This window comes from Psychrobacter sp. SHUES1 (assembly GCF_001652315.1).
GTDB classification, from domain to species: Bacteria; Pseudomonadota; Gammaproteobacteria; order Pseudomonadales; family Moraxellaceae; genus Psychrobacter; species Psychrobacter faecalis.
The window spans coordinates 1-14781 of record NZ_LXWA01000038.1; the positions used below are offsets into that span (position 1 = coordinate 1).

Genomic DNA, 14781 nt, shown 5'->3' on the forward strand with positions numbered 1-14781 from the left:
GTCAGCCACAATAGTTGTGGCGTTGTTAGCCCGTCTGTCACAAGCCTTGTTATTAGCATGCTTTGCTCGGTAACCTCGTAGGCTTTTATTGCGTCTAAGCTCTCTTGATATGGTACTGGGACTTCTGTTTAACGCCCTCGCTATAAAATTAATACTATGTTTTGCCCCTTTAAGGGCATAAATCTGGTATCGTTCACCTAGGCTTAGATGTGTATAGCTCATGGTTGCAATCTCACTTTGGTCGGTGGATAAAAACTTTGATGCTAGCGCATCTAGGTCTTTTTTTCACCTTGCATTTGGTATTGCACTTCATGTGTTAATCTAAGTTATTAAAAATAGAGTAATGCACGCTAAAAAGTTGATTAGCTATCAATTAAAAGTTAAAAAAATAGTCAGCACGTAAAACGCTCACTGACTATTTTTCTAACAAATTTAAATACGCCTAAAGCATACTTAGTTAAACCTTAAGCTTATCACCTACCATACCTTTTATGGTACTTAGAATGTCAGCCGGTAATACCACCATTTTTGCGTTATCAGATTCGGCTAACTGACGAATCGATTTGATATATTGCTCGCCAAGTAAATAGACAATCGGCATTTCTTCGTCGCCCATTGCAGCAGTAATCAGACGAATAGATTCTTCTGAGCCTTTCGCCAATACCACTTGCGCTTCCGCATCTCGGCGTGACGCTTCTAGGCGACCATCTGCCTCTAAGATAGCCGCTTGCTTTTGCCCGTCAGCACGGGTGACGGTAGCACGGCGTAAACGCTCTGCCGCCGCCTGCTCTTCCATCGAGGCTTGCATGGTTTGCGAGGGATTGATATCTTGGATTTCTACCGTCTTTAAGGTAATACCCCAATCGGCAATATCCTCTGAGATGGCATACTTGAGCTTGGTTTTGATTTCATCACGGCTTGACAAGGCGCTATCTAAATCCATCTCACCAATGATTGAACGCAAAGACGTCTGCACTAGATTTCGAATACCGTATTCATAGTCTTCGATACCATAAACCGCTTTATCGGGGCGCACGATATTAATATAAGCAACGGCATTGGCGATAATGACCACGTTATCTCGGGTAATGACTTCTTGTGAGGGAATATCAAGGACGATATCTTTGGTCGTCACTTTATAAGCCACATCGTCGACATAAGGAATGATTAAATTTAATCCCGGCTCTAGGGTTTGGCTATATTTACCGAGTCTCTGCACCACCCATTTATACCCTTGAGGAACAATGCGCACGCCTTTGAACACCGTAAACACGACCAATGCAATCAAAACGATCATGACAATACTAAAACTTTCCATGTTGCACCTCTATTATTATGCCTAACTATTTTTATTAATAACTGCTTGCGCTTGCATACTACTGACAATCAGCTCATTACCTACGATATCCGTCACTATCACGCGATCGCCGACGGCGACTTGCTCACCGCTCGTACGGCACATCCACTCAGCAGCCCCGACGATAGGTACACTAAAGCGTACAACGCCTGCGCGCTCTAACTGCGGCGCGACGATAATCATCCCAGTTTCACCGATGATGACACTACCGCCCAACCCCGCTTTGGTGCGATCGACAGATAATGGTTTGATAAATTTAAACCAAGCCAATAAAAAGATAGCCGAGAGCACCAACCAAATAATGATTTGCATCGATACAGAAATGGGTAGCAACCACGCAAGAGCAGCCACGATGATAGCCGCTCCGCCAAACCACAGGCTGGCAAACGTCGGTACAAACATCTCAATGATTAGCAATACAAAGCCTAATACCAGCCAGTGCCACGGTTCAAGCATCCAAAGCATCTCCATAATTGCTCATTCCCTATCTTTATCATTCTAGCTTTCAATGTAGCACATTTTGTTATCAAACAGCGCCTTAAAAGTTATAGGCATAAAAAAACGACCACCTAAGTGATCGTTTTTTATTTTGCTTATCATCTAACTCTTTCATTAATATAGAACTTAATGTTCAGTTAATTAGAATTTAAGATGAGCGCCGATAGTCATAAGATCCGCATCGCTACCTAGTTTGTCATATTCTGCTTCAACGCTGAAGTCAGGATTGACTGAGTAACCAAGACCAACACCGCCTGCTAGGCTTGTATCTTTATCTGTACCGTTATATAAACCTAAAGTTGTACCAGAGGCTTCTACTTCAGTTCTGGCAACCCCTAATTTACCTTTAGCGTATAGTCCAGTATTTGGGAATGCATAACGGTAAGTACCGTAAGCGCCGTAAGTTTTGGCATCGATATCGCCGCCACGATAATCAGCATCATCTGAACCTACATATTCAGCTTCAATACCGAAGTTAGGATCAAAGTTATAGCCACCGTATACGCCATAAGCAGTTGGATCATCAGCACCATCTACGTCTAGGTCAAACTGACCGACTTTTACACCAACGTATGGCTGGCCAGTATAACCATTGCCGTATGCTACGGCTGCTTGTGCACCTACGCTTAGTAAAGAACCTGCAGCTAGGGCTAGTAAAGTTTTTTGTAGAGTTTTCATGTGTAGCTCCTTAAAATCAATTTGGACAAACAAGTTATTTATTTATGTGGGCTTTTTAGCCATATCGCCTTGTTTGCTAACGATGTATACATAGTAACAAACCATGTCAAAAACTCTGTCAGTGTTTAATGGTAAGAAAGTTAACTTTTGCAAGTGTTTGTCGGCCCTTGGGTTACAAAGGGCTAGATATGAAATCTTTTGTTACAATCACCTAGTTTGAGTAATATTCCCTACTCATTAACAGCGACTGAGAGTCAACATTAAAAAGGCGCATCCCGAAAGATACGCCTTTTATTATGAAATCAACGTCGATTTAAGCTTTAATTAAGCTTATTTTTTATCTTCGTCAACTTCAGTAAACTCAGCATCAACGACATCGTCATCCGCTTGGTTGTTGTTACCAGCATTTTCAGCGCCTTGTTGGAACTGGCTTGGATCCATACCTTCTGGACCAGCACCGCTGTCAGCATAAATCTTCTGACTGATTGGTAAGAAAGCATTGTCTAGCGCTTCAAGTTTGGCTTTGATATCATCATAATCATCTTCTTTAGCAGCCGCTTCAAGCTCAGAGATGGCAGTTTCTACTGTTGATTTTTCATCTTCAGTGACTTTATCGCCAGCTTCTTTTAGCGCTTTTTGTACCGCATGAATACGACCATCTGCTTCGTTACGTACCTGCGCAAGGTTAGCAAATTTCTCATCTTCAGCAGCGTTGGCTTCAGCATCACGCACCATTTGTTCGACTTCTTCATCCGACAAACCAGAATCCGCTTTAATCTGGATACTTTGCGCTTTACCAGTACCTTTATCTTTCGCTGAGATGTTCATGATACCGTCAGCGTTAATGTCAAAGGTAACTTCGATTTGCGGCAAACCACGTGGCGCTGGTGGAATATCCGTCAAGTCAAAACGACCAAGCTGTTTGTTTTGGTTAGCGATTTTACGCTCACCTTGATACACCTGAATCGTTACGGCTGGCTGGTTGTCTTCCGCCGTTGAGAAAACTTGTGATTTCTTAGTTGGAATCATGGTGTTTTTCTCAATGATTGGCGTCATGACACCGCCCATGGTTTCGATACCGAGCGTCAATGGTGTTACGTCAAGCAATAGGACGTCAGTTTTGTCACCAGACAATACCGCACCTTGTATCGCAGCACCAGCGGCAACCGCTTCGTCAGGGTTCACATCTTTACGTGGCTCTTGGCCGAAGAATTCTTGTACTTTTTGCTGCACTAATGGCATACGAGTCTGACCACCAACTAAGATGACGTCATCAACATCGCCAACTTTTAGACCAGCATCTTCAAGGGCAGTTTTACAAGGACCCATCGTGCGTTGTACTAAATCTTCCGTTAAGCTCTCAAGTTTTGAGCGGCTGATAGTGACAACCAAATGCTTAGGACCACTGCTATCGGCAGTGATATATGGTAGGTTGACTTCAGTACTTTGGGCACTTGATAGCTCGATTTTTGCTTTTTCAGCGGCTTCTTTTAAACGCTGCATCGCCAGCGAGTCACCTTTTAGGTTGACGTCTTGATCTTTTTTGAACTCATCAACCAGATAATCAATCAACGCTGAGTCAAAGTCTTCACCGCCAAGGAAGGTATCACCATTGGTCGCTAATACTTCAAACTGCTGCTCGCCATCAACGTCAGCGATTTCGATGATTGATACGTCAAAAGTACCACCACCCAAGTCATAAACGGCAACGGTGCTATCGCCTTGCTTCTTATCCATACCGTAAGCAAGTGCGGCAGCGGTTGGCTCGTTAATAATGCGTTTTACATCAAGACCAGCGATTTTACCCGCATCTTTGGTTGCTTGACGCTGTGAGTCATTAAAGTACGCAGGTACTGTTACAACAGCTTCGGTGACGCTTTCACCAAGATAGTCTTCCGCTGTTTTTTTCATTTTTTTCAAGATTTCAGCAGAAACCTGTGGTGGCGCTAATTTTTTACCGTTAATTTCAACCCATGCATCACCGTTATCGGCTTTAGCGATTTTATAAGGCACCATACCGATGTCTTTTTGTACCACTTTGTCATCAAAACGACGACCAATCAGACGTTTAATGGCAAATAAAGTGTTGTTTGGGTTGGTCACCGCTTGACGCTTTGCTGACTGACCGACCAAGATTTCGTCATCTTTGTAAGCGACAATCGATGGTGTGGTACGTGTACCTTCAGCATTTTCGATGATTTTAACTTTATCACCTTCCATCACTGCGACACATGAGTTCGTTGTACCCAAGTCAATACCAATTACTTTACCCATAATTAATTGCTCCTAATTTATTTTTTAAATAAGCTATTTATCTCATCAGACCTAATCTAGCAGATACTAGACGGTCACTTGTTGTTCTATATAGGTTTGGCGCTGTATTATTTCAAGTCATTTAACCGGCAAAAAATGTCTTTTATGTGATTTTTTGTGTAAACCCTTATTAATAGTAAGGTTTAGCGTGGTTAAAGACTTATTATTTAAAATATTAATTTTAAATGGTTAAGCTGGCAGAACCTATTGTCCAACACGAACCATTGCGGGGCGCAGCAAACGACCGTTCAGACTATAGCCCTTTTGCAGTACTGTACCCACAGTATCGGCTTCAGCTTCTGGATCAATACCAACTGCTTCATGCAAATCAGCGTTAAATTTCTCGCCTTGTGGCTCAACCACTTCTACGCCGTTTTTGTTTAAGACATCTAATAATGCTTTATGCGTCAATCTGACGCCTTCGATAACAGGATCATCTGCTTGAGCATTTTCGATAGCGCGCTCTAAATTATCGACCACTTCTAATAGCTCTTTGGCAAATTTTTGCAGGGCAAATTTTTTGCTCTTATCGGCTTCTTGCTCCATGCGTTTTTGCGCATTGTAAGCTTCAGCATTGGCGCGCGCTGTCCCTTCTTTCGCTTGCTTGACCTCGCCTTCTAACTCGGCGATACGGGCTTTAAAAGTATCTAAATCGATATCGTTTTCGATAGTGCTTTCTTCCCCTGAGTTTTGCTGTGGATTAAACTCTTCTAGCGTTTCTTTTAAGATACTATCATCGTGCTCGACATTGTCATGCGAAACGTTGTCGTGTGGCACGTTTTGATCAATATTTTCGTGATTATTATTCTGCTCGTTCATGATGGCTCCTTTATATAATTATGAATAAGGCTATTAACTGAATAATGATGGATTAGAAAACAACACCATAAATTGGCCAGACAATGAAATAATCGACCATTAGCCAAACCGTGATTTTATAAATCACCTATGGTTAGCAATAACTTTTAACTACCTTCTGATAGCTGATTAATAAAGGTGATGAGGGTAAATTTCAAGCCTACTGTGTAGAATTTTTATCGCTGGTTATGAATACTACCTTAATCCATGATAACGATATGGTGATGCTTGAGATGATTACCTACTTTAAAACAACCTTATTCCCTTTACGCTTATTGTCAATAAGTAATTCATTTCACTAACAAAACCTACAAAAAAACGTCAGTTAAGCCAGATAAATTACTATTAGCCTGCACACTCTTACCAAAGAATACTCAACTTTATTTTCGCCTATCTTATGATATTTACAAATATAATTTATCATTTATGGGAGGTGTTATGCCTTATTCAGCGACATTATCAGTCAACACCTTACTTAATAAAGCAGTAAGGACACTAAACCTTACGTCTTTAGGTCAAGAAAAACGTCAGCATTCATCTGTTAACTCATCAAACAACCCTTCAGAGAATGTTGAAAATGAGCCGTTGCCCATCAATACTTTGCAAATAAGCACTGACGATAGGCAATCCTGCATTGACAGCGAGCACCTATCCATTAGAGATAAAGTACTGCATCACAATTTGCTGACGACTTATCAGCCACATTTGCTGCACTATGCAATGAAAAGTATCGGTCTCTTGCCAGAAACAGTATTAGACAGCTTGGTTGATTATCTAGATGGACCTACAGCTAAGCAGTATGAACACGTTGATGCGCATTTGCGTTTGATTCTGGCGGTAAATAGCAAGCTTAAAACCCCTTTACAGCTCTCAGAGATGGGCGAGCTGCGTAAACGCTTTGCCACTGACGCCGTTGCTATGCAAACGCCAAGAGTTTGGCAGCAGGCAAGCTCATCCTTATTCGACATGATAAAACCTTTTACTAAGAAAAATGAACCTAGCGTCAATTGGGAAGATAAGACGATTGCCAACGCTGATGATGGCGATATGCTGGTTCGTTGTTATCAAAAGCAAGTAAACGCAGCAGGCTTTAGTTTTAAAAAGAAAGCCAAACGCAATCCTGATGAAACCGTCATGCTATTTTTCCATGGCGGTGGCTTTTGTATTGGCGACATCAACACCCATCACGAGTTTTGTCATGCTGTCTGTGAGCGAACAGGATGGCCAGTGGTCAGTGTCGATTATCGCCTAGCGCCTGAACATCCTGCGCCTACGGGGTTAAGAGATTGTATTGCCGCTTATGCTTGGTTAGCTGATAATTGCCAATCATTCGGGGCACTAGCGTCACGTATTGTTTTGGCAGGAGATAGTGCAGGCGGCGGCTTATCAACCATGATTGCGCAACAAGTCATCACGCCGTCTGCAAAAGCATGGCAAGACTTAGGGATTGATGGGCAAAAAACGTTTGAGATATTACAGCGCCTGCCGCAGCCACTGGCACAAATGCCTTTATACCCTGTGACAGATATCGAAAATGATTATCCAAGCTGGGAGCTATACGGCGAAGGGTTATTGCTCGATCACGCCGATGTGGCGGTTTTTGATGCGGCTTGTTTAGAAAATAGTCCGCTGCCACGTCAACATATCTTGACGTCGCCTATGCTCGGTGACAATCGACAAATTTGCCCGACCTATGTCGTTGCAGCAGAATTGGACGTTTTACGTGATGAGGCGTTTGCGTATGCCAAGCAGTTAGAAGATTATGGTAGAGCTGTCCAAACTTATACGGTCTACGGTGCGCCGCATGGCTTTATTCATTTTATGAGCGTGCACCAAGGACTTGAGCAGGAAACCAATCATATTATCCATGGCTTTGCTGGTTTTGTACGTGACATTATAAGTACACAAAATTTATTAGCAGCCTAAGAAATAGAATAGCCGTTATCACTAAAAAGTGAGGTTGGCGTTTAATGGGCAATTAAGGACTTATGACAACTAAATCGTCAAGGACATTAATATGATAAAGATAGTTTTTATGAATTGGGCTGACCGTTTAACGTAATGAGCCAAACTTCAGAACGTGAGCCTAAACGAAAAGGTATGCCCCAAAACCCATAACCTGACGATACCACAAAGTGACCTTTACCGACTTTTTCGTAGCCGTAGCCCAAGCGATTAATCGCCTTTACAATAAAATTAGCTGGAAATATCTGCCCATTATGGGTGTGTCCTGAAACCTGTAAATCAATCGGCAACTGGCTATGCGCCATAATATCGCTCGGTCGGTGGTCTAACAAAATCACTGGCTCAGTAGTATTCACTTGTTCGAGCAATTCGGTCGTCGCTACCCTCTGCCGTTTATGATTATCAAAACGTCCAATGAGCCAAACCGGCTGACCTTGATGCGACAGACAAATCGCTTCATCGTTGAGCAACTGCACGCCAGCAGCTTGTAAAGCTTCACTAATTGGCTGCTCGTGACCGTACAAATCGTGATTACCTAACGTCGCATAGACACCGTAGCGCAGACTACTTACCAGCTTTGCCAAATCTTCTGCCATATTATAGGCCGCAAACGCCTTGGTATTGTCATCCATAATATCGCCTGGCATCAACAATATGTCTGCTTGATAGCTCTGCACAATGTCATTGAGCCGTTCGATAGATTTATTGCCAAATAAACGGCCCAAATGCAAATCACTGGCTACTGCAATACGCAGCGAGTAATTTAGCGGCTTATTAATCTTGACAGACAGCTCGCGCACCGCCGGCACGTAAGCGTTATACAGCGTATAGCTAAATAGGCCTATAAAGAAAACTAGGGCAAAAATGCGTAAGCCAATACTAATTACGCCTGTATCATAAAAAGTAGGAATACCCAAAGCATGTAAAAGCCAAAAACCACCATATAATACACTGCTCAATAGCGCCGTTAGTAGCATAAAGTGCATCACCATCATCCAAGCGCTTATCCAGCGATAGCTATTGGCAAATGATTTTGTGACGCTAAGCAGCAAAAAAACATTGGTAATCGCAAAGACAGCAAGCCAAGTCACCTGTATTAATAAAGGCGTGCTCCAAGGCTGTAGCCACCATTCTAGACTGCACGCTGCGCCAAAACTAAACAGCTGCAGCAGGACAATAATAGTGATAATAAATGCGTAACGCATGAAAATTCCTAGCGAGATAATATTTTGATAAAGCGTTTGCTGGGTTGTGGCAGTATTTATAAATTAGCGGATTATAGCGACTGCTTTTTCAATACTTGTGAGCGCTGGGATGACTACTATTGCGCCGACTGCAAGGTAATCATCCATATCTCAGAGCGCGTGCCAAGCCTAAAGGGTACTGCGCCAATACCATAGCCAGAAGTCACCAAAAACTGCGTGCCCTCACTGTACTTTGCCCCATAAACCAGCGGCGTAAACCACTTTAGTAATATCGTTAAAGGAAATATCTGCCCGCCATGCGTATGCCCTGACAGGTGCAAATCGATCGGCAAACCTTTTATTTGCTCCAAGTCAGCAGGGCTGTGCTCTAAAAATATTACTGGTTTATCCGCCCTCACTTCACTAAGCAAATCTGTCGCAGCCGGACGTGCGGGATCTGTCTCATCTGAACGCCCTATCAGCAACACTGAATCGTCTAACCAAACGCTTTTATTGTCAATTACCTGTATCCCTGCGCGTTCAACGGCCTTGGCAATTGCCACTTCGTTACCAGAATAATCATGATTTCCCAACGTGGCATAGACACCGAGCGGCGCTGTTAGTTTTGATAAGTGCGCATGCATATTGGTTTTATCATAAGCGTCAGTAGAATCATTCATGACGTCGCCTGCGATGACCACGACATCAGGATTTTGGGCATCGATCAGCCTCACCATCTTATCTATCTGCCGATTGCCAAACCATCTCCCTAAATGCGTATCAGACACTAAAGCAATTTGCAGCGGCCGCTTAAGTGGCTTATCTGTCGTGACGTTTAGACGATGGACGACAGGTGAATAGGCATTAAATACCGCCAAACCTACAATACCAATATAAGTTATCGCTGCAACGGCGCGTATAAGTTTTGGCTGAATTTTTTGCTTAAGAATATAACCATAGACCAAGGCAATAACCGCAGTTATTAATGCGGCATAAAACATAAAGCCTTGTAAAATACCGACAACCAGATAGACATGAAAGCGCTCGCGCCAAAATTCACTCAAGCCGTAGAGCAGAAAAGCATTGTTGATAATAAAAACACTTAAAAACAAACCGGCTTTAGCTAAGCGCTGTTTTGGTTGAAAGAACCAGTAAAATATCACGCTACTCATCAGGGCGAGCAGCTGGGTAAGAATGATAAAAGGCCACATAATAAAATTGAATCAGACAAAGACGGGCTTATAGTACGCCAATATTCTTACCTGTTGTAGACAGCATGATGGTTTATTGAAACTTTATAGAACTAGAAATATAAAGCACTTAGTAATTTAACGCTATTTTTAAATCAATGCTTTAAAAACGTTGTTTCAAACCCATTGTTTCACATGAAACATATCTTTTAAAGTTTACGATTGCTGCTCCAACGCTTGCTCTAAAGCTGTGTGTTCAAATTCAAAGCCGGCGCCTAGTAGCGCTTGTGGCAGCACCTTTTGCCCATCAATCAACAAGGTCGACATCTCACCAAACATCAGCTTTAATAAAAATGCTGGTAAAGTAAAAAATGTCGGACGATGTAGCCATGCGCCAAGCATCTTAGTAAAAGTATGATTGGTCACAGGGTTGGGCGCGGTCAAGTTATAAACCAGCGCTGGCGTAGCGTTTGCTGTTGTTAGAGTATTATCAATACTATTCACTTGCTGTCTCTGACTACTAAGATGTTGCTCAATGATAAATATTACCGCTCTTACCCAATCAGTACGACTGATCCAGCTCATAATTTGCTTACCGTCACCCAATTGACCACCGACACCCATTTTAAACGGCGTTAATAATTTACTGACCATACCGCCCTTAGGATGGATAACCACACCAGTGCGTACGATAGCAACAGGGACACCGTAATCGGTAGCTTTTAGCGCCAACTGTTCCCAGTCGTCACAGAGTTTATGCGAAAAATCAGCGTTAAAACCACTGCTTTCTGTCAAAGACTTATCACCTTGAGGACCATACCAGCCAATCGCTGAACCGCTAACCAGTAGCTTAGGTTTGCTATTACTACGCGCAATAAAATCCAGTAGCGCCTCAGTAGGTTTGATACGGCTGGCAAGCAATTGCTCTTTACGCGCGTCACTCCAACGTTTATCAGCAATCCCTGCGCCTGCTAGATTCAAAATAACATCAAAGCTTTTATCTGACTTCACCAGCTCATCATAGGTCATCATTTTAATATCATTAGGATGCGCCTGCTTACTATCGCGCGTCAGCCACGTAATCTGCACTTTTTTATCATCTTTTTGATAGCGCTTAATGATTGCTTCACTAAACGCGCTACCTAAAAATCCCGAGCCACCACTGATTAGAATATCCATCGCTTTTTATCCTTATAGTTGTCTTGCCTTTTTCTCAGTGTGACAAAAAACCATCTACAAAAACAAGAGATGAATTGTAGGTATAAGGCGTAAAGTAAGATTGGGTATAAATAGAGGACTGAACTACTAATATAAAAAATATTAGCTTTTAAATGGTTACTAACGAATCACTTGACCCGTTCGAGCATCGCTGATTTGGCTAGGGAGCTGATAACCAAGCGTCTCGCCCTTTAGATAGCCAACTTGCTCATTGCTATTAGAAAAATAAGCCTGTGCTTGTGAAAGTGTTAAAGCAGGCGGCTGACCGGACGGGTTACAGCTGGTCGAAACGACAAAGCCATAGGGATTATGGACGGACACCACTTGACGGCACAGCTGCTGCACCAAAGGATGGTCAATCACCCGCACCGCCACACTATGATGGGAACCGGTAATCCACGCAGGGATAGAAACGGGTAAGTTTTCTGATAACGGTAATAACCACGTATGGGCCTGCTGGCTATCGACATCACAATCAGTATCGTTACGCCAACTGACTAACACTTGCTGGCGTTGATCTTCATTTAGACTATTTAACAACATCTTAAGTCGACTGACACTATCGGTGACCACAATCATGCCCTTCTCTAACGGTCGTTGTTTGATAGCCAAAAGCTGCTCTACTGCTTGTTGATTGAAGGGGTCACAGCCGATACCCCAAACGCTTTCGGTTGGATAAGCAAGCAGCTGTCCTTGTTGTAGCCAATGCGCAGCTTCTATGACAGAATCGGTGATAAGAGCTTTAGATGTAGACATAGCGGAATGAGAAAGGAAAGTATAAGGAGATATAATACAACTTAAACGACGGGGAAAACAGCAGGTTTAAAGATTTCTTAAAATCGCGTTTTGATTAAAAATAAAACTACACGCGCAAATAACGCCCACCTTGTACACTAATGACCCCTAATAACTCTAGCTCCATAAGTTGCCCAATCAATTGCGCGGCCGACATATCAGTAGTATTTAACAACGCATCTAAATCCTGCCCATGCCAATCAAGTTGCTCATAAATGAGCGCTAAATGCTCAGGAATAACACTAGTATGGGAAGAAGGTTTAAGATTAGATTGTGGTGATTGATTAATACTTTTGCTAGAGAGCTTCTCTGTATTTAAAGAATTGGAACTTTGGCTAAGAGTTGTTTGCTCAATACTAGACTCTGCATTAGATGACGACTGATAGGTATGCGCTCTATAGTCCAACTGATTATTAATATCTTCAAGGACGTGCTGCGGATGATAAATCAACGTTGCGCCTTCACGTATTAAATGATGGCAACCTTCGGCATTACTATTATCAATATGACTTGGAATGGCAAAAACTTGTTTACCTTGCTCGGAGGTTAGGCGCGCAGTAATCAGTGAGCCGCTTTGAATGGTCGCTTCAGTGACAATGGTCGCGAGGCTAAGTCCTGCAACTAGACGATTACGGCGCGGGAAAGTGTGTTTGTGTGGCTGCGTGTGCGGTAGTAGCTCACTGACGATACAGCCGCCTTGGTCAATAATCTGACTAAATAATTTATCATGATGATTGGGGTAATTGACATCAATCCCCGTCCCCATCACGCCAATCGTACGGCCTTGATATTCAGTATCAGACTGAGCTAAAGCACCTAAATGGGCGCGCTTATCGACACCCATCGCAAGACCGCTAGTGATAATATAACCAGCTTGCGCTAAGTATTGTGCCATATCAAAGGTGATTTTTTGCGCGTGGGCGGTGGGTTTGCGACTACCAACGATGGCGATTTGCGCTTGCTGCAAACGTGCTTTATCACCGCGGTAAAATAACAATGGTGGTGGGTCGTATATTTCTAGCAGCTGCGCTGGATAATCAGGCTGGTCTGCAAATAAAAGACCGTACTTTCCGTCTAACAATGCTTGCTGGATTTTATCGATAGTAGTGAGCGTTTGTTCTGGCTGCTCATGACGTTTAAGATGGGTACTATGAATGCCCAATTGACGCCATGCCTCTACTTTAGCGTCCCAAGCAAGCCCTGCCGTACCAAAATTAGAGATGAGTTTATGATACGCTGATAATGACGCATTCACTTCAGTCCACAGCGCCAAAACGGCACGCTGCTCGGCGGATAAAAAAGAAGCGACTGCGGTCATAATCATCTAGCTCATTTAGTTTAAGTTAAACTTTTAGCTCAAAGAATAAGCATTATACTTATTAGAGATATTGCACTTATTATAGATACGGCGGTGGTAACAGCTGATCACCGACATTGAGCGGTAGCTCAGAATCAAGCACATACGCATAGCTGATATTATCAAAGGTATTAAATACCATTACCATACCGGTAGGCTCGCTTGGTAAACGTACTGGCGTGTCATTATCCTTGATATCGCGTATGACCGCGCCTTTTTGAAAAACGGTCAATACATCACCAGGTTTGGCACCGTGTGCGCTGCCCAAATTGATAGCAACGACGCTCCCCTTAGCCGCTGAGCTAATAGAATCCATCACGCGAACAATCATACCGCCGCGATTAACCGTTGCTGGCGTTGGATAAAATACTGGCGGAATTGAATTATTTAGCTCCACAAAAAGGTCGCCTTCACGCACTTCTTTGCCATAGCTGTCGATAAGCTGCAAGCTGGTCACGCCATTGGTTTCGGTAGACGTGACCAGACCGGTAGCGACTTGAGTCACTTCTAAACCGATAATTTTTTGTGTTTTAGGCTCGACATACTTTTCGCCTTCACGGTAAATACCGTAACGCTGGCCAACGATAAGTGGTACGCCTTTGGCATAGACTTTATCGCCACTAGCGGTAATTAAATTGCCTTTTTTTGAGGCTAAAATGTATGGGGTGGTATTAAAATCTGCTGGATTAACAATGATGGTCTTGTCGAGCCAATGCTGAATAGCAGACCATGGAATAGGCGGAATACTATTAGCGGTAGAGGTCACAGTAACTGAGCTGGCAACCACATTGCCAGTCAATTGTTTTTCAACCCCTGCGCAACCTTCGCCGGTATCGACACCGACCAAGGTTTTACCTTGAATCACGCAGAGGATAAGAACGTCGTTAGGATAAATAAGGTTGGGATTTTTGATTTGCTTGTTGGGCGCCCAAATCTCTTTCCAGCGCCAAGGACTGTCTAGATAACGCCCTGAGATATCCCATAAGGTATCGCCTTTTTTGACGATATAGCGATTGGGCGCATCAGCCTTAATAGTAGGCGGTGGATTATTGGCGTGGGCAGTGGTCAGCAGCATTGCACCACTAAATGCCGTCAGTAATAGTGCGTTTGCTATCTTCTTTAAGCTCATCTTCATTGTTATATCCACAATATATACCGCTAATATAATGTCTATAAAGCAGCTATTCAGTATGATTGACGGGTTTAGTTGTAAAAAATCGCCTAGCCTAATAATGACTTACCGATGCCGTTTTCAATATTACAATTATATATACCATAACACAATCATAAACATCTTATTACAATGGCGTAACCTAAATTTAGTTATTGATAACTGGATATTAATTTTGATAAGCGGTTAATAAAAAT

The 14781-nt window shown here is 42.8% G+C and carries 12 protein-coding genes and 1 pseudogene; 1 reads left to right on the forward strand and 12 read right to left on the reverse strand.

Going from position 1 to position 14781, the window contains the following annotated elements:
* The 6 genes and pseudogenes from A7325_RS13680 to grpE all read right to left on the reverse strand — a co-directional run.
* Nucleotides 1-210: pseudogene (locus A7325_RS13680) on the reverse strand (helix-turn-helix domain-containing protein); the annotation flags it as partial.
* A gap of 247 nt (nt 211-457) precedes the next feature.
* Nucleotides 458-1318, reverse strand: a complete 861-nt coding sequence (locus A7325_RS04395) for an SPFH domain-containing protein (RefSeq protein WP_068405008.1) — start codon at nt 1316-1318, stop codon at nt 458-460.
* 21 nt (nt 1319-1339) lie between these two features.
* Entirely contained in the window at nt 1340-1828 is a 489-nt protein-coding gene (locus tag A7325_RS04400; protein WP_227514939.1) for an NfeD family protein, read from the reverse strand.
* A 168-nt stretch (nt 1829-1996) separates the two neighbouring features.
* On the reverse strand, nt 1997-2533 hold the full coding sequence (locus tag A7325_RS04405) for a porin family protein (protein WP_068405010.1): 537 nt from the start codon (nt 2531-2533) through the stop codon (nt 1997-1999).
* Between the two features lie 330 nt (nt 2534-2863).
* On the reverse strand, nt 2864-4807 hold the full coding sequence (dnaK, locus tag A7325_RS04410; RefSeq protein WP_068405012.1) for a molecular chaperone DnaK: 1944 nt from the start codon (nt 4805-4807) through the stop codon (nt 2864-2866).
* 243 nt (nt 4808-5050) lie between these two features.
* Nucleotides 5051-5665, reverse strand: a complete 615-nt coding sequence (gene grpE / locus A7325_RS04415; RefSeq protein ID WP_068405014.1) for a nucleotide exchange factor GrpE — start codon at nt 5663-5665, stop codon at nt 5051-5053.
* A 477-nt stretch (nt 5666-6142) separates the two neighbouring features.
* Between grpE and A7325_RS04420 the strand changes: the two genes are divergently transcribed.
* Nucleotides 6143-7630 carry an alpha/beta hydrolase gene (locus A7325_RS04420; protein ID WP_068405016.1) on the forward strand — a complete coding sequence of 496 codons (1488 nt, stop codon included), beginning with the start codon at nt 6143-6145 and terminating at the stop codon, nt 7628-7630.
* Nucleotides 7631-7737: 107 nt separating this feature from the next.
* On the opposite strand, the gene A7325_RS04425 is transcribed toward A7325_RS04420, so the two are convergent.
* The 6 genes from A7325_RS04425 to A7325_RS04450 all read right to left on the reverse strand — a co-directional run bounded on the left by A7325_RS04425 (nt 7738) and on the right by A7325_RS04450 (nt 14548).
* On the reverse strand, nt 7738-8874 hold the full coding sequence (locus A7325_RS04425; protein ID WP_068405018.1) for a metallophosphoesterase: 1137 nt from the start codon (nt 8872-8874) through the stop codon (nt 7738-7740).
* A 116-nt stretch (nt 8875-8990) separates the two neighbouring features.
* The gene (locus A7325_RS04430) at nt 8991-10064 is read right to left on the reverse strand and encodes a metallophosphoesterase (protein ID WP_068405019.1); all 1074 of its coding nucleotides are present in this window, start codon (nt 10062-10064) and stop codon (nt 8991-8993) included.
* Nucleotides 10065-10259: 195 nt separating this feature from the next.
* Nucleotides 10260-11222, reverse strand: a complete 963-nt coding sequence (locus A7325_RS04435; RefSeq protein WP_068405021.1) for a TIGR01777 family oxidoreductase — start codon at nt 11220-11222, stop codon at nt 10260-10262.
* Between the two features lie 159 nt (nt 11223-11381).
* A complete protein-coding gene (locus A7325_RS04440) occupies nt 11382-12017 on the reverse strand; it encodes an L-threonylcarbamoyladenylate synthase (protein WP_068405023.1) in 636 nt (211 codons plus the stop codon).
* A gap of 106 nt (nt 12018-12123) precedes the next feature.
* Entirely contained in the window at nt 12124-13374 is a 1251-nt protein-coding gene (gene dprA, locus A7325_RS04445) for a DNA-processing protein DprA (RefSeq protein WP_068405025.1), read from the reverse strand.
* 79 nt (nt 13375-13453) lie between these two features.
* The gene (locus A7325_RS04450; protein WP_068405028.1) at nt 13454-14548 is read right to left on the reverse strand and encodes a LysM peptidoglycan-binding domain-containing protein; all 1095 of its coding nucleotides are present in this window, start codon (nt 14546-14548) and stop codon (nt 13454-13456) included.
* Nucleotides 14549-14781 lie beyond the last annotated feature (233 nt).